The 17377-nt window shown below is 52.7% G+C and carries 11 protein-coding genes and 1 tRNA gene; 2 read left to right on the top strand and 10 right to left on the bottom strand.

Annotated features, from left to right (window positions below; all coding sequences use genetic code 11):
* Nucleotides 1-82 precede the first annotated feature (82 nt).
* The 6 genes from JNK54_06215 to JNK54_06190 all read right to left on the bottom strand — a co-directional run bounded on the left by JNK54_06215 (nt 83) and on the right by JNK54_06190 (nt 7267).
* On the bottom strand, nt 83-1468 hold the full coding sequence (locus JNK54_06215) for a sigma-54-dependent Fis family transcriptional regulator (GenBank protein MBL8023859.1): 1386 nt from the start codon (nt 1466-1468) through the stop codon (nt 83-85).
* Nucleotides 1465-2565 carry a response regulator gene (locus JNK54_06210; GenBank protein ID MBL8023858.1) on the bottom strand — a complete coding sequence of 367 codons (1101 nt, stop codon included), beginning with the start codon at nt 2563-2565 and terminating at the stop codon, nt 1465-1467. Before JNK54_06210 ends, JNK54_06215 begins: the two co-directional genes overlap by 4 nt.
* A 4-nt stretch (nt 2566-2569) precedes the next feature.
* The gene (locus tag JNK54_06205) at nt 2570-3253 is read right to left on the bottom strand and encodes a response regulator transcription factor (GenBank protein ID MBL8023857.1); all 684 of its coding nucleotides are present in this window, start codon (nt 3251-3253) and stop codon (nt 2570-2572) included.
* Between the two features lie 3 nt (nt 3254-3256).
* Nucleotides 3257-4348: a response regulator gene (locus JNK54_06200; GenBank protein MBL8023856.1), complete on the bottom strand. Its 1092-nt coding sequence runs from the start codon at nt 4346-4348 to the stop codon at nt 3257-3259.
* Nucleotides 4348-5796 (bottom strand): HAMP domain-containing histidine kinase, encoded by a 1449-nt coding sequence (locus tag JNK54_06195; protein ID MBL8023855.1) that lies wholly within the window; start codon nt 5794-5796, stop codon nt 4348-4350. The genes JNK54_06200 and JNK54_06195 overlap by 1 nt, the downstream gene beginning before the upstream one ends.
* Nucleotides 5797-6175: 379 nt before the next feature.
* Nucleotides 6176-7267, bottom strand: coding sequence for an efflux RND transporter periplasmic adaptor subunit (locus tag JNK54_06190; GenBank protein MBL8023854.1), 1092 nt, complete (start codon nt 7265-7267; stop codon nt 6176-6178).
* A gap of 326 nt (nt 7268-7593) precedes the next feature.
* Here JNK54_06190 and JNK54_06185 point away from each other — a divergent pair, with 326 nt between their 5' ends.
* Complete coding sequence (locus JNK54_06185; GenBank protein MBL8023853.1) at nt 7594-8901, top strand: hypothetical protein; 1308 nt, start codon at nt 7594-7596, stop codon at nt 8899-8901.
* Nucleotides 8902-8954: 53 nt separating this feature from the next.
* Here JNK54_06185 and JNK54_06180 read toward each other — a convergent pair.
* From JNK54_06180 to secA, 3 genes are all read right to left on the bottom strand, one after another.
* Nucleotides 8955-9028 (bottom strand) — tRNA-Met (locus JNK54_06180).
* Between the two features lie 31 nt (nt 9029-9059).
* A complete protein-coding gene (gene lnt, locus JNK54_06175) occupies nt 9060-10583 on the bottom strand; it encodes an apolipoprotein N-acyltransferase (protein MBL8023852.1) in 1524 nt (507 codons plus the stop codon).
* Entirely contained in the window at nt 10573-13617 is a 3045-nt protein-coding gene (gene secA / locus JNK54_06170) for a preprotein translocase subunit SecA (protein MBL8023851.1), read from the bottom strand. The genes lnt and secA overlap by 11 nt, the downstream gene beginning before the upstream one ends.
* Nucleotides 13618-13741: 124 nt before the next feature.
* On the opposite strand from secA, the gene JNK54_06165 reads away from it, so the two are divergent.
* Nucleotides 13742-16207: a beta-galactosidase gene (locus JNK54_06165; GenBank protein MBL8023850.1), complete on the top strand. Its 2466-nt coding sequence runs from the start codon at nt 13742-13744 to the stop codon at nt 16205-16207.
* Here the strand turns inward: JNK54_06165 and JNK54_06160 are convergent.
* Nucleotides 16196-17221, bottom strand: coding sequence for a LacI family DNA-binding transcriptional regulator (locus tag JNK54_06160; protein MBL8023849.1), 1026 nt, complete (start codon nt 17219-17221; stop codon nt 16196-16198). The two genes, JNK54_06165 and JNK54_06160, sit on opposite strands and share 12 nt — an antisense overlap.
* Nucleotides 17222-17377: the final 156 nt, after the last annotated feature.

Genomic DNA, 17377 nt, shown 5'->3' with positions numbered 1-17377 from the left:
CGATTCTCAAATTCAGGGGAAAAAAATCCAAATAATCAGATTGTTATCGTGGTGGCAAAACCTTACCTCCCGCCATCCCTCCTTAGACAGGAGGGGGTGTCACTGTAAGGTTCATCTCCTTAATCTTACTCTCTAATACACTAATTTCAAGGCCTAATTCTCGAGCTACTTTTGGCAGCTCCCCCGGATGTTTTTTGAGGACGCTCTCAATATGTTCCCGCTCCACTTTTTGAATGACTTCGTTGAGACCGGTGACGAAAGTTTGGGCCTCCATGGTGGGCCGGGCGTTCCGAACGCTCATGGGAAGATGCACAGGCAAAACCACATCCTCAGCCAAGAGGGTGGCGCTCCTCAGCGCATTTTGCAATTCACGAATGTTCCCCGGCCACCGATAGGCTTTGAGCAACGAAATCGTTTCAGGATCTACGGAAAGACGGGGTTTCCCCAACTGTTTTCGAAACCCGTCCACCATCCACACCATCAGGGCCTCCAGGTCCTCAGACCCCCGGTGGCGTAAAGCGGGAAGGTCGATGACAAACACCTTGAGCCGATGAAAAAGATCTTCCCGAAAAGTTCCCTGAACGACCGCTTTTTCCAAATCCAGGTTTGTGGCAGCCAGAATCCGAACATCCAATAAAATGGGCCCCTTCCGACTTCCCAATCGTTCAATTTTTGGTTCTTGAAGGAATCGAAGAAGTTTGGCCTGAATGGGCAGAGAAAGATTGCCAATTTCATCCAAAAAAAGGGTCCCCGAATTCGCCTGTTCAAACTTCCCGGCCCGGGGGGTATCCGCCCCGGTAAAAGCCCCTTTCTCGTTCCCAAAAAGTTCGCTTTCGATAATGGATTCGGGGAGAGCGGCACAATCCACCACAACAAACGATCGCTTGGCCCGCGGGCTCCGGTGATGAATGGCCCGGGCGGTTACCTCTTTTCCTGTACCGCTTTCCCCGAGAAGAAGTACCGGCACATCGGTGGGAGCCACCTTGTCAACCAGTTCCATGACACGCTGCATTTCGGCACTTTTCGCTGTAACCTCGACTTCCCCTTCTCCCAACGCCGTGGGTTTCCCCGCGGGGACTTGGTGCGCCAATTTTGTAACGTCCAGCGCCTGTTGGGCAACGGATTTCAACTTATCCGCTTCCAAAGGTTTAATGAGATAATCCAACGCGCCCAGTTTCATGGTTTCCACCGCGGAAGTCACGGTCTGGAAAGCCGTCATAATCAGCACAGGAAGATGGGGGTGGGTTTCACGGATTTTGCGAAGAGTTTTCACCCCATCCATCCCCGGCATTTGCAAATCCAAGAAAACCAAATGGACATCGCTTTTCTTTAAAACGCGCAAACATTCTGCCCCGTTGGACGCGCTCACCACCTCGTATCCCGCCTCACCGAGGATCCGGTGAAAGATCATTCCCACAGAGGGCTCGTCATCAACCACGAGGACGCGGGGAAGAGCCGGCTTCGTCATGGGGTTTTGACCCCGTCCTTTATAGGGACCACGGGGGAAACAGGAAGAACGATTTGAAAGGTGGTCGGGGCTCCAGATTTCATCGTCATTTCGCCCCCATGGCTCTCAATCACACGACGGGCAATGGCCAACCCCAACCCGGTTCCCCGTTCCTTGGTGGTAAAAAAAGGTTCGAAAAATCTTCGACGAACCTCGTTCGGGATGGCCGGTCCGGTATCGGAAATTTGAAGTTGGATGCCTCCCGGCGTCCGGCGTGCTTGCAAGGTAATGCTCCCAGGTCCTTGAATGGCTTCCAACGCGTTGTCAACGAGGTAACCCAAGACCTCTTCCATGAGTTCCTTATCGAGAGGGACCAAAGGTAACGGTTCTTCGTAGCGTTTCTCGATCATCACTTTTTGAAGATCGACCCGCGCCCGAATTCCGGACAAAACATTGTTCACCAATTCATGAAGGTCCTCCAACTGGAGGCGCGGCTGATACGTGCGGGAGAACCCGATAAAATCGTGTGTCATCCGTTCCAGAATTTTCACTTTATCCTCAATGGCCAGAGTGACTTCATGCTTCTCATCCGTTGCCGCAAAGTGCGATTTCAAATATTGGGCGCACATTTGGATCACATTCAGCGGATTTCGCATCCGATGCGCCAACCATCCGGAGACCGACCCCAAGGCGGCCAACCGTTCCTTTTCAAACAGCTGCTCTTGGACCCGCTTCAGCTCAACGGAAAGGCGTTGCTTTTCCACGCAGCGTCCCACCGTGGCCAACAGAGCTTCGCGGGTGAACGGTTTGGTAATGTAGTCGTACGCCCCAAACCGCAGAGCTTCTAACGCAGATTGGAGTCCACCAAAAGCCGTCATTAAAACGACCTCGACCATGGGGTATTTGGCCTTGATATTTTTCAGGAGGGTCATTCCGTCCATCTTCGGCATGTTGATGTCCGTGAGGACCAATTGGAAAGACGCCTCCGAGAGCCGCTCCAACGCTTTATCGCCATCCAGGGCGGCCTCCACTTCGTACCCGCAATCGGACAACAGGTCTCCACACAATTCGCGAAATCCGGATTCATCGTCCACCACCAGGATGCGGGCCACAGCCATTAGACTACCCGTCCAGACGATAGCCGAAACCAAGGATGGTCGTTATCTTATCCCCTTGTGGCCCGAGCTTTTTCCTTAAATGTCGAATATGCACGTCAATGGTTCCTGTGTTCCCCGGCGTATCGAACCCCCACACCGCGGTCAACAAACTTTGCCGACTCACGGCCTTGTTCCGGTTTTTAAAAAGGACGGTGAGAAGATCAAATTCTTTCGGGGTCAGATCCACACTTTTCCCCTTCACCCGCACCGCGTGCTTGTCCAAATCCACCATTAAATCCCCGGAAGAAAAAGACAACACTTCCGGCTGAGCTCGATCAAAACGACGAAGAAGGGCTTTAATTCGGGCCAGGAGTTCCCGTTGACTGAACGGTTTCGTCATGTAATCGTCCGCCCCCATTTCCAACCCCATGACCTTGTCCGATTCTTTGTCCTGAACCGTTAACATGAGCACCGGAACATGCCGCCCCCGAACGTCTTGGCGAATCTGTCGGCAGAATTCCAGTCCCCCAATAGAGGGCAACCACACATCCAAAAGGATGAGATCCGGATTCCCCTCATAGAGCCATTTAAACCCCTGATCTGTGTTGTTGGCGACCATGGACTGAAACCCGTGCTCTTCAAGAATGTCAGAGGTCAGTTGACACAATTGGACATCGTCATCAATAACGAGAATCTTTTTTCCGGCCATACGTTAGCCTCCGCCCCGGGGAGGAGGGGGATGAGGTGAAAACCCCAACTCACTAAAGATATCGGGTAGAATGGGGGGGACTTCCTTCTTTTCCCCAGAGGTCTCCTTAGAAAGGGAGCGATCGCGCCGATCCATCACGTAGGCGCTTTTGCCAAAGGTCTTGGCGTAGGCTTTTAACTCACTCGCCATGGAACTAATTTCCCCGGGATGGGAAAACCGCCTTTCGCCATTGGAAACGATGGCGAGGGCAATTCCGATAAAGGGGAAATGAGCGGGTTCCCCCTGACGTGTTTTTCCTTCAATGTAGCCTCGTGCCCGATCGTCGGGATCGTAAAGGCTCGGGACAGCGGTGTCAAAACGTTTGATGATTTCAACGGAAACTTCTTCGGCCATTTCGGCGGGGAGAATGGCAATAAAATCGTCCCCCCCCACATGCCCAATAAACCAAAGGCCGCTCAAAGCAACGGAAGAAGCCGCCCGTCCTTCCACAGACAAAACGATGCACTGAGCCGCCAATTTAATGGCCTGGTCTCCCCGAAGGAAACCGTAACGATCGTTAAAGGCTTTGAAATTATTTAAATCGGCGTAGATGACCGCGAACCCTTCCTGCTTCCTGAGCCGACGTTCCATTTCCTGCAAAATACTCGTGTTTCCAGGAAGGTGCGTTAAGGGGTTGGCGTCCAACTCACGAATGTTCCGACTGAGAGCGTTCTCCAAACGAGCCTGGAGCCTCTCGGTATCGATAGGCTTCGTGAGGTAATCATCGGCCCCCGCGCGAAGGCCGGCGATCTCGTTCCGTTTATCCGACAGGGCCGTCAACATGACGATCGGGACCGTCCGAAGGGTGCTGGTGCGCCGCATGGCCCGACACAGGGTGTAGCCGTCCGTGTCGGGCAAATCCACGTCTAAAATAATAGCGTCCGGAGGGTTTTCAAGCGCCACCCGCATAGCGGATTTCCCAGTGACCGCCATAGACACATCGAACCCACATTCCTCCAAAAAATCTTTGAGGAATATAGGGAGATTCGCCTCATCGTCGACGATAAGGACCCGAGGGCGGGCAAGAGGCGGGAGTGTTTCTTCGGGAGTATCCATTAGTTGAAAATCCTCGCGTCAGCAACGGCATGGGCGGGAGCGACTTTTGGCAATGTGAAAAAGAAGGTGGTGCCTTGCCCGGGCTCACTTTCCGCCCAAATACGTCCCCCGTGCGCCTCCACAATTCCTTTCGCAATCGCCAGCCCCAATCCCGTTCCTTTCGGACCCCCCATTTTTTGACGGGTCCCAGGGACTTGTTTAAACCGCTCAAAAAGGTGCTCGATAAATTCTTTCGGAATGCCAATTCCGGTATCGGAGACACTGACGGTGATCTCAACACCTGTGTCCTTCGCGTCAAGCGTCAACACCCCGCCCTCGGGTGTAAACTTATACGCATTGGAAACCAAATTGGTGATGACCTGACGCATCTTTTCATCGTCCGCGGGCAGAGCGGGAAGATTCTCCGCAGCCAATACACGGGACGTGATGTTCTTTTTCTCTAAGAGAGGGGCAAAAAGGCTCATGGTTTCGTCCAGAGCCTTCGCCACACTGAAAGGAGTTTTCCGAATATCCACCCGGCCGGCTTTAAGCTTTGCTAAATCCAAAATATCGTTTATGAATTGGGTCAAACGTGTGGTACTGTCCAATATGATATTGAAGGCCTTGGTCCGTTTTTCAATGGGGATTTGTTCCAACGGTTTCCGCGTCATCAGTTCCACATACCCCGAGATGGCCGCTAATGGCGACCGGAGCTCATGGGAAACAGAGGAAACAAATTCGTCTTTCAATTGGTCAAGTTCCTTTAGCCTCACGGCCATAATATTGAATTCATGGGCCAGAAACCCCAGTTCATCTCGGCGACTCACGTAAATTTGTGTGTCCAAATTGCCTTCTCCAATGGCCTTCGCCCCCGCCGCCAACTGGTGCAACGGCCGGGTTATTTGCGCGGACATGAGAAGGGTGGCCATGACCGCAAGGATCAGGGAGACCCCTGCCACAACCAGAACGATTTGCTGAACGCGCCCCACTTTATCGGCAATGGTGGCCTGGACGTAGCTCTGATAGAAACCCATTCGGACCATCCCTGCCGACTGCCCCTCTCGTCTGATTTCCGTTGAGACTTCCACGATGACCTCCCCCCGCGGGATCTGAATTAATCGACGGGGAAGACCCGGTTCGACCGCGTGAGAAAAATACGGGTAAATTTGGCGAAACTGTGCGGTATCCCCAATCGTTCGCCCCAGCTCCTGATTAACAAAAACCGCGTAGGCGAGCCCCGGGAGTGATTTCCTCAGGCTGTCCACGTAATTGGCCACCAGGACAGGATCCCGCAACACCAGGGATTCCTCACAGGTTTGGGAAAAACTATTCAGGGTCGTCTCCTGATTCGAGCGAACCTCCGCAAGAAAAACCTTCCGAAGGAGAACGAGCGTAGAAACGCTGATCCCCGCCACGAGGGCGACGATGATAACCCCTGTAAAAAGACTTAAGCGCGCGCGTAGTTTCATGGGTGTGCCAGTCCTATTCTCTGGCAAGTAACTCTATGCGACAAAAGGGCCAAAATCAAGCCTTTCTTTAAACCACAGACCAGCAGGGTGACTTATTCTAAGGTCGAAACCACCACACCATACATCAGGCATCTTAAGATTCCCTTAAGAAGTTGCAACATTTCTGAAACGAAATTGAAAACAAGTCGTAACAGAAAGATCACAGACATATCCCATAATCGATAAACGAATCTTGCTAATAATTGAACATGATTTCTTAGATCGGCAGGGAAAGGGGAACGACCGCAGAGAAATAAAACAAATTTCTGATCACTTAAACAACATCGCTCTATCAAAAAAAGGAGATGCACAGACCCAAAAACGTCTTCTCCTCGTTTTGTTAGCTTTTCTCTATAATTTTTACTGCAGCACCGGATTTAAGATCGTTAGGGCGCTGGGTAATCACCAGGTCCCCCGGCTCAAGACCACTGGAAACCAACGTAAATTGACTGGAAATATAGCTCACCTCAACATCCCGATGCTCGGCCTTATTGTCTTTATTGACGATATAGACGCGGTTTCCCCCTGATGTTTTTTCTACGGCATCGTTGGGAACAACCAATGCGCTGTCTTGTTCAAAAATCGTGATACGAACACGGGCAAACATACCCGGAAGAAGAAGACCTCCATCATTCGCCAGGAGGGCTTCGATCCCAAGCGTACGGCTTCCCAGGGAAACAATGGGATTAATTTTATCCACCTTCCCGGTAAACTCCACGTTGGGGTAGGTGTCCACGGTAAGAATGACTTTTTGCCCTGGAAAAATTCGATCGATTTCCTTTTCGATCACCCCCACCTTAACCACCACCGTTTCGATATTCACTAACGTGGCAATCTTTTTGGCCGGTGTGACAAACTCTCCCACTTCCGCTTCTTTGTCCCCAAGAATTCCATCCCGGGGACACCGCAAAACCGTTTTTTCCATCTCCAAGGCCGCCAAGTCGGCGGTGACCTTCGCCTCTTCCAATTTATTGAGGGATATTCCTCCGATGGCGTAAAGTTTTTCCATCTGCTCCAATTCGATCCGGGCTTTTTTCAATTTCAGATACGTGTCCCGCTGGTTCAGTCGGGCGATCACATTCCCTTTGCGAATTTTATCCCCTTGGCGAAACTCAAAAAGGTCAATAATCCCATCCACTTCAAACCGCAAAGGGATTTCGTTCCCCCCCTGAATCGTTCCCACGGCCACCATCGGATCAACGAATCGTTCGGGTTTTATTTCCACGACATTGACGGCTAACGTCCCACCGTCCGGACCTTTTTTCGAAGAGGCCTCAGGCTTTTTCGCTCCGAGGGAATTCACGAATTTCATTGTCCCAAAAATAACAAGAACCCCGCACCCCATCAGGAGGAACATAAAAACAAACTTATGTTTCTTAGCAAAGGGGCCTACAGCCCGATGGAGAAATCCATGAAGGGGACCACGAACCACAGGCTTCGCCCTCGACATTGGGGGCCGAGGAACAGACGTCGGCCTCCCCCCCACCGGAGGAGGTAGGGAAGGTTGATCCGGATTATCAGTCAGAAAAATTTTCCCCCTTGGGATAAACAACACAGCCCTGTCCAAAACATCGATCTCGGGCGAAGGGCCATGAACGTCCGCCAGGCACCATTATGACACCACTTTCTCTATTACACAAGGCCATCATTCTATCGTTTTATGGGTTACCTGTTAAGTGAGGCGCTTGGCAAAGAGAAAACCCAAAACAATAATTTCCCTAAATCACATGGAATAATATTTTAGTAAAATTAGCTCCTATGAAAACAACCCATCGCTCGATTTTGTTCATGTCTTTATTCGCCTTTTTCTCGCCCGCCTACGCTGACATGTCCAGCCTTAACCTGGGTCTCGATTACACCCTCCGAGGGATTGTCATACAAAACAACGACACAGACGCAAACACCAGCGATAACCTGGGATACTATTCCCATCAGGCCCGTGTTTCAATGAATGGGTGGCTGAGCAAAGAGGTTGAAGCGGGCTTGCGTGTTCAATCCGTCAATGTGTGGGGTCTGGAGGGAAGCACTCGAACCCCGACCTCCCGATACCCCTCTGCCGACGGTTCTCCTTGGATCGAACACATTTATGTCCGCATGCCAAACCTGATCGGAAACCATGTGGATCTCACGATTGGCCGGCAACCCTTGGTTCTCGGGGATGGGATGATTGTTTCTGACGATGGACTTGGGTTCAACGCCATCCGGGCTAAGGCCAAGTTTCCGCGAGGATTGGGAATGGATCTGTTTACCGCTAAGATTTCCGAAAGTCTCCATGAAAATAAAGATTCAGATTTAAACGGCGCGATTCTTTCCCTGGATCAGGGCGACAACCGATGGGAGTTGGGTTGGATACGGGAAACCCACGATAGCCCTTCCACTTACACATTAGGATTATCCACTGTAACGGCGAACACGATTGCCCGCACTTTTTACGATGTTCGCCTTTTCGGAAACCTGAAAGACGCCTACTACAAATTGGAAATGGCCTTAGTCAATGGGAACACCCGCGTTGAGGATAAGGATATAAAGATCTCCGGAATTGCGGAAAAAATCGAATTGGGGGCCCAATCCGACACGGCTCGGTTTGGGCGATTCGGGGTCAAAGCTCTTTACGCTTCCGGTTCAGGGGACGACGCGGGAACACCCGACAAAGATGAATCGTTTCGGCCCACGTTCGCTAAACGTTGGAACGGGTTACAACGGGCGGGCTGGGGCCAGCACTATGGAGCGACCCTATCGGACGCTTATGATTCCCAAGAACCTTTTTCTCCAACCGCCACGGGATTGCCTTCCGGGGCCTCTGGAATAAAGACTTTGGGGTTTGGCGTCTTCACCGTTCAATGGGTAAAATGGACGGGATCCATCGACTATTTCACCTACGATTCCCGAGTGAAGGTCGCCAGCGAGAACAGCCTGGGGGCCGAATTGGATTTGGGAATTGATTTTCGCTATTCAGGGGATGTGATCTTCAAATTGAGCAGCGCCACGTTTTTTCCCGGTCCCATTTACGGCGAAAACGCTTCAAAAGTTACCCGCTACACCGCCGAAACCCAGATCCACTTCTAGTCCCCTAAAACAAGAAAGCCGCGAGAGACAATTGTCTCTGGCGGCCATCCTTGTTGCGGGGGTAGGATTTGAACCTACGACCTCGAGGTTATGAGCCTCGCGAGCTACCAGGCTGCTCCACCCCGCGCAAGGATTGTAGCAAACCCGGAAGGGTTTCCTCAACTTTTTCTTTTCTGTTTCCCTAAAAACAAAATACCCAAGAACAAAAAGAGGGCACACAGCTTTAAAAAAACATCCCCGAAACGAACGTAAAAGGTCAAATGGTCCAGAGGCGCCGGATGTCCGATCAGAACAGCAGGCTCGAGAAGAGTGGTACGCCCGGTCACTTCGCCCCGTGGGGAGACAAAACCCGAATACCCTGTGTTCGCCGCCCGGGCAACCCACCGACGGTTTTCGACAGCGCGCAACACGCTCGCCGCAAAATGTTGTTCCGGCGCGGCCGTGTGACGATACCACCCATCGTTCGTGATGTTGACCAACACCTGGGCCCCCGCCAACGTAAACCGTCGAACCAAATCGGGGAACAGGCCTTCAAAACAAATCGTGACGCCGACCTTCGTCCCGGGCACCGACAGAACAGAGGTTTCCCCCCCTGAATCGAATGAACCCAAATCGTTAAGAACACGAACAAACCGTGCCAGACCCCCGCGAAGAGGGACATACTCACCGAAAGGGACCAAATGGATTTTTAGATATTGTCCCACAAATTCTCCCCGAGGGGAAAGGAGAAAAGCCGCGTTGTAATCCCGATCGTTCTGGCGAGACACCGCACCGACCAGCAGGTGGGTGTTGCTGTCCCGCGCTTGGTCTTGGATCCAAGAGGTATGATGAGCGTCGTTCGGAATCCAGCCGGGGACCGCCGTCTCAGGCCAAATCACCAATGTCGGATTTCCCTGGGAAGCGCGACGCGTGAGAGTGGAGTAAGAACGAACGATGTCCGCTTCATAAGCGTTGTCCCATTTTTTGTATTGATCGATGTTCCCCTGAACCAGGGCCATTTCAACAGGAGGCCCAGAGGGTGTGAGAGGGCGACGCCACAAATACACACTCCAGACCGTCAATCCGACCAAGGCCAGAAAACCAGGTCCCACCGCAAACCAGCGTTTGGGTCGAGACCGCAACCCCTGAACCAAAGCCGCCACGGTCCCATTGAACAGCACGATAAGGAAAGACACCGCGTAGCTTCCCCCCATTTCCGCCAAAGGCAAATGTCGAGGAACCTGCCATTGAGAACAGGAAAGGGACAGCCAAGGAAAACCTGTGAAGAGATGCCCGCGAAGACCTTCGAGGGCGGTCCAACCGAGCGCGGCCCAAAAAGGCCGTTCCCACACCGGCCGGGACGAAAACAATTTCACAATCACCCCAAACAGGCCCCAAAACAAAGCCACATAAGCCGACAGGGCACCCACCGCCAACACACTGACCGCGGGGTTCACCCCCCCCCAACGGCATGTGGGATACACCCAGTAGAGAAGGCCGAGCCCCCCCATCCACCCGGCCACAAAACTCCAGGTGAAAACGTTTCTCCATGAGAAACCCGGAACAGCGAGCAGAAAGGGGACAAAAGCGACCCACGCCAATTGGCCCTGGTTAAAGGATGGAAAACAAAGGACATAAAGAACGCCGGAAACACAGACCGCCGGCGCACGAAGGCGGGAAATTAAAGGGGCCTTAGAGACCACAACATTTTTTATGCTTCTTGCCGCTCCCGCAGGGACACGGGTCGTTCCGACCGATTTTATGAACTTCCGGTAACGAAGAAACAGAGGGGGCCCCTGCCAAACGACGGGGAGAAGACGCCCCCACCGTTCGAATGAGGGGTGAGACCGAAGGAGGTTCTGGAACGGCAGGTTCTGTTGCCGCCTGGATCATCGGAGCGGACGGCTTTTCGGTCTTCATCACTCGGTCGCGGGGTTGGGCGGCTGGGGCCGCCTCGATCCGAAACAGGAACTCCAAAGATTCTTCTCGGACCCGCTGCATCATGGTTTCAAAAAGGCTGAACCCTTCCTTTTGAAATTCGATCAAGGGGTCCTTCTGACCGTAAGCCCGAAGAAAGATTCCCTTCCGCAACTGCTCCAGATAAGTTAGATGCTCTACCCAAGCCGTGTCCATCACTTGGAGGAGGACCATCCGACTCAGGTGCTGAAACATCTCTGTCCCCAAGTCCAGCTCTCGTTGCTTAAAGGCTTTTTGAAGAACCTCCAGAAGTTCCTCTTTCAGGTCCGCGGGGTTTCCATAACGGGACACGTCAAACTGAACGTCGGTTTCAAACCCTCGGGTGAGCCAGGCGCCAAGGCTCTGAAAATCCCACTCTTCCGGATGTGCTTTTGCGGGAGCCCAGAGTGCCAACTTTTCATCCAGAGATTCTTCCATCATACTTTCCAAGCGATCGGTCATGTTTTCCCCATCCAAAACCGCGTTCCGGAGGGAATAGACGGCTTCACGCTGCTTGCTCATCACCTTGTCAAAATCCAACAACTGTTTACGAATGTCAAAATTCATGGCTTCCACTTTGCTTTGGGCATGACCGATCGCCCGGGTGACCATGCCGTGCTCGATATTCTCGCCTTCCTGCATACCCAACTTACCCATCCAACTCTGAATACGCTCCGTGTTGCCAAAAAGGCGCATCAACTCGTCGTCCAACGCCAAATAAAAACGGGACGATCCGGGATCCCCCTGGCGGCCCGCCCGACCGCGAAGCTGGTTGTCAATCCGTCGCGATTCGTGCCGTTCGGTTCCGAGGATGTGAAGCCCGCCTTTACGTTCCCGGGCCATCAGGGTGGGGTCAAAAAAAGACTCTAGAATTTTGCGGTTAAATTCACGGAGCTCCTCCGAAGAAACTGCCCCGCCGCTCTCCCGCTGGTCTCGAACCGTCCGCCACAGGTCTTCAGAAACTCCGTCGGGGGGCGACGACAAACCCAGGCTTTTCGCAAAATCCGGATCATCCAACAAACCGTTCAACGCGCGAACGACATCCCTTTCTTTCTTTTTCGAATACCCCGCGGCGTCCACGCCCATCTGATCCAGAAGACGCTTGTCGACGGGGCGAGGTTTCTTTAGCATTTTTTCAAATTCGAAAATATTGAAATCCCCTAACCCAAACAAGATCGATCCTCGCTTGACGATACCCGCTTGTTCTTCGTCTGGGGGATTGCCTCCCAAAACGATATCCGTTCCACGCCCCGCCATGTTGGTGGCAATGGTCACGGCACCGCGCCGGCCCGCCTGGGCAATGATCTGGGCTTCCTGTTCGTGATACTTTGCGTTCAAGACGTTGTGAGGGATTCCGATCCGGCGCAACATACCGGAAAGGCGTTCCGATTTTTCGATGGATCGAGTTCCCACCAGAACGGGCTGACCCCTCCGCCAACAGTCTTCCAATTCTTCCACAATGGCTTCAAATTTTTCCCGCTCCGTGCGATACACACGATCCGGATGGTCCACCCGTGTCACCACACGGTTGGGTGGGATGGCGACCACATCCAACTTGTAGATTTCCCAAAACTCTTTGGCTTCTGTTAAAGCCGTGCCCGTCATTCCCGCTAATTTTTTATATTGTTTAAAAAAGTTCTGAAAGGTAATGGTCGCCAACGTCTGGTTTTCTTCCGCCACCCGCATGCCTTCTTTGGCTTCCACGGCCTGATGCAACCCGTCCGACCACCGCCGACCGGGCATGAGACGGCCGGTAAACTCATCGACAATAATGACCTCGCCCTCTTTGACCACATAATCCACATCTTTCTGATACAGATTGTGGGCGCGAATGGCCTGGGTGATATGATGAACCCATTCCCCTGAAATGTCGTCGTAAAGGCTTTTGACGCCCAAAAGCCGTTCGCATTTCCCTATGCCCGCATCCGTAAGCGTGGCCGTATGGGCTTTTTCGTCAACGATAAAATCGAAGCCCGTGCTTAAATCCGCCCCATTGTATTTCGCTTTAATCTCTTCATCTTCAGTGATCATCCGCCCCTTCAGCTGGGGAATAAGTCGGTTCACGATCTGGTAGCGTTGACTGGAGGCTTCTCCGGGACCGGAAATAATGAGGGGGGTACGAGCTTCGTCCACAAGGATAGAGTCCACTTCGTCCACGATGGCGTAGTGAGCGGGACGCAACACCCGGGCGGACTTGTCCCGCACCAAATTGTCTCGCAAATAATCAAACCCGATTTCGTTGTTGGTGACATAAGTGACGTCGCAGGCGTAAGCGGCGCGACGATCCTCATTAGGCATATCGTGTTGAACAAACCCCACCGTTAAACCGAGGAACTCGTAAACGGGCCCCATCCACTGTTGGTCCCGTCGGGCCAAATAATCATTAACGGTGACCACATGAACCCCTTTCCCCGCCAGGGCATTCAAATAGACGGGAAGAACCGCCACCAAGGTTTTCCCTTCCCCGGTTTTCATTTCAGCGATCTTCCCTTCGTGAAGGACCACACTCCCCACAATTTGCACATCGTAAGGACGCAAACGGATTGTTCGCTGGGCCGCCTCGCGGGCCACGGCAAAAGCTTCCGGAAGAATATCGTCTAATGTTTTCCCATCCGCAAGCCGTTTCTTGAATTCATCGGTTTTGGCCCGAAGGCCAGCATCGTCCAAAGAACCGACAGCAGCTGAGAAAGAATTCACGAGCTCCACGATAGGTTCGATCTTCTTGATCGTCCGCTCGTTTTGAGTACCGAGAAAAATTTTAAGAATGTTTTCAATAAGCATAGGGGTTAATGTGGACGCGATTATACCAAAAGAGTTTCGCCCCCTTTCAAATTAATTCTGTTTTTCCAAAAACCGGACCCCATCTTCCCGAGGATTGCGTTCTTTGCTATCGTTGAGTCACTCCATGGAAATTTCGAACGGACACCTTTCTATAGCCGGAAAACCTTTTTTCCTTTATTCGGGAGAAATCCATTACTTTCGTATCCCGAAACCCCAATGGGCGAATCGATTAAAATCCCTTAAATCGGCTGGTTTTAACACGGTCAGTACCTACATCCCTTGGATTTGGCATGAACCCGTGGAAGGGAAAATGGACTTCAATGGAAAGACTTCGCCGGAACGGGATGTTTTGGGGTTTTTTGATCTTGCCCATCGATTGGGGCTACACGTTTCGGCCCGGGTGGGGCCCATTTCAAACGCGGAACTGGTTCATGAGGGTCTTCCTGCCTGGCTCCTGAAAGACAACCCCGAAATATTTGTCACAGGCCGGCGCGACGTGGGAAACCTGCCCCACGTCACCATCGTTTCCTACCTGCACCCCGTTTTTCAGAAAAAAGTAGCCGCTTGGTATGAGGCTCTTTTACCAAATCTGGCTCCCCGCCAAAAAAACCGCGGGGGGAACATTATTAGCGTCCAACTTTGCAACGAAGTCGCCATGGTCCACTGGCTGCAAAAAGGCGCGGACTATAAAGATCACGTCAACACCATGTTTCGTCATTTTTTGAAGGAAAAATACAAAACCCTTTCCGCCCTGAACGACGCCCACCAAAGCCAACACACGTCCTTCGCGAGTGTCCCACAACCCCTGGGGGAAGCGGTCGATCCAGCCCGTTACGCTATCCATGTGGACTGGGCCCTTTTCTACCGGCACTATTACGCAACCTATTTCCAAACGCTGTCCCATCGTGCCTGGTCCCAGGGGATCGAGGTTCCGCTCTTTTGCAATATTCCCCAATTTTACGACTACGATATTCGTGGCCGAGGGAATTGGGCCCCGATGACCACATCGATGTTCCGCGATTTTCCGCTCCTCACCCCGAACCTGATCTTTGGCGGCGCCTATCAAATGAGACACTTGGATTTCGAAAACTTTCACGACGTCTCCATCACCACGGAAGTCACCCGTATGCTGGGGGCCGTTCGCGTCATTGAAGAATCCGCCGGGGCCCTGCCCGAACCGAACCATTTGCCCCCTTTGCCGAGGTTTGAGTCACTCCCAGACTCCCCCGTTCCCGTGGTCTGTGCTGAACTCCAAACGGGGATCATGCGAGACCGCCCACGCCTTTACCCCCAGCAAGTTGCCCTAAATGTGAAGAGTTCCGTGGGCCAGGGACTGGCGGGCCTAAACGCCTACATGTTTGCTGGGGGAAGAAATCCCCGCGGCCTGGGAGCCTTTGGGACTTACCACGACTGGCAGGCCCCCGTGGGACCCGGAGGAGAGCCCAGAGCGCACCTCGCTCCGCTCAAAGACTTCGGACGATTTTTAAAGTGGGCGGGCCCCCACCTCGCTTTAACGAAAAAAAACGTGGACACGACATTGGGGTTTTATTTTCCTTATTACGCCACGGAATATTGCTCCGCCCCCTGGACAGACCAGATCGAAGCACAAAGAACCAATCTTTGGTATGACGGGATGGCTCGCCTAATTCACCTGGCAGGGTATAGCGTCAACAGCACCGACATCCAACGAAGCCCCGAAGAGGTCCTCTCAAAACACAAAAGTTTGTGGGTGTATTCCCTGGGCTTTATGGACCACGACACCCAGTTAAAATTAGCGGCTTATGTCAAAAACGGGGGGGCTCTTTTTCTGGGGCCATCCCTCCCCACCCACGATTTACGGGGACAGAAGGACCGAACGTTGGCAAACGAACTTGGAATTAAGATCACCGGTGGCCAGACAGGGAATCTCTTCCCTGGAAAAAAACAGGACGAGTGGGTCCAAGGACCCATCCAAACCTATTCCGCCACAAAGGAAACACGTCGGTGGATGGAATTGGCCTCAGGTCCCGCCGTCATCCAGGCGGAATCCGGGAAAGGGAAGGTCCTTGTGGTCGGGTTTGGAATGCCCCACGTGTTTGACCATTTTCGTCATTGGGTGCGCGAATGGGCAGAAAACATGGGCGTTTTTCCAAAAGTGAATTGTGACCCTTGGGACCTGCAGGCGTCCCTTCGAACATCAAAGGAATCCGGCTTTCTCTTCCTCTTTAACTACCATTTCACCTCACGAACAGGATCAGTGACACTTCCGCTTCCTGGCACTGGAAAAAATCTTCGACTTCCCAAAAAAGGAACGATCGTTCTCCCCCCCCTCTCCGGGGTGATCCTTCCCCTTAACATTCCTCTCTCCCCAGGTGTTTCTCTTACGCATTCGACTGCCGAAGTGCTGGAGGTGTCGGTCACACCGCGGGGACTACGTGCCGTGCTCAGCGCCCCGCTCCCGCAACGAGTGGAGATGATTGTCTCCCTTCCGAAAAAACCTCGATCTATTTCGGGCAAAGGAGGGACACCATCTCTCACGTGGACCCCGGGATGCGCGACCCTCTCCATCCCAACGACCGCCCCGGAAACCTCCATCTATTTAACTTTTTGACACCCGAAGAGAGGATCCACGCACAACAAGTTCTGGTGCGTAAGAATGAACCGCCCCTCCCCGTTTGAGAGACTGTTTTTGAATTAACCCCACCAAACAGGCCGCCGCATCCTCCGCCATCGGGCCAAACGGTTGCGCCATCGAACTGAGTGTCGGCTCCAAAATGGATAAACCGCAAAACGGGATATCGTCGTAACCGATGAGGCAAACGTCCCCTGGGATTTGCAGCCCGCGCTTTCGAATCGCCCGCACGGCACCGATCGCCATCAGGTCGTTCGCTGCAAAGACCGCGTCCGGGCGAAACGTCCCTCCCAAGAGGCGATCGGTTGATTCTTCCCCTCCCTCGATGGAGAAGTACCCATACTGCACCCCTTTCGGGTCAAATCGCAGCCCCCCCTCCTTCAACGCTTCCCGGTAACCGACGAAACGGTCTTCCGCTTCACTCCAGCCCGCCTTGCCATGTAAAAAAGCAATGCGCTTATTTCCTTGGCGGATCAAATGACGAACCGCTTCCCGCGCCCCCCCCCTATTATCCGAAACAAAGCTTTCCACCCCGGGAATCGTGGCGCTTAAAACCACACACGCAATCCCTTCCCGCTTCAGCGTTCGGAAGAGGGGCCTGTCCCCCTCATTGGGAGAGACGAAAAGCAACCCCCCTGCCAATTTTGATTTAACGATGCGAAGGGACTCCTCTTCTTGGAAGGGAGACTGACTGAACTGCATCACCTGCATTCCGGCCTTCTGGGCCGCCTGCCAAATTCCCTTCAAGATGGAAAAAACGTAGAATCCTCCATCTTGTTGTTCAAACCGGGGAAAGACAACCCCCAGGACAGGGACATGGTGAGCGGCCAATCGAGCCCCTAACACGTTCGGGTAGTAGGCTTCTTTCCTGAGAAAGGCGGAAATGACCTCCCGATTCCCTTTGGAGAGATATCCCTTCCCTTGGAGAAACCGTGAGATAGATCGACGGGAGATCCCTAAAATCTGAGCCATTTCTTCAAGCGTGCGCGCCATACACGAGCTCCTCTTGTGCCCTCGTGGGCATATATTCTCATAACTTCACGACTCTGTCAACCGCACCCCTATTCTAAACGACTCCACTATTTCCGCTCAGCGGATGCTATCATGCTGCAATTCAGCAGATTCCCTCTTCTTTATTTGGGAACCAAT

The sequence above is a fragment of the Elusimicrobiota bacterium genome (genome assembly GCA_016788905.1).
In the GTDB taxonomy this organism is placed as follows: domain Bacteria; phylum Elusimicrobiota; class Elusimicrobia; order FEN-1173; family FEN-1173; genus JADKHR01.
Note: the sequence above shows the minus strand (reverse complement) of the source record. Positions and strands in the feature narration are given on the sequence as shown.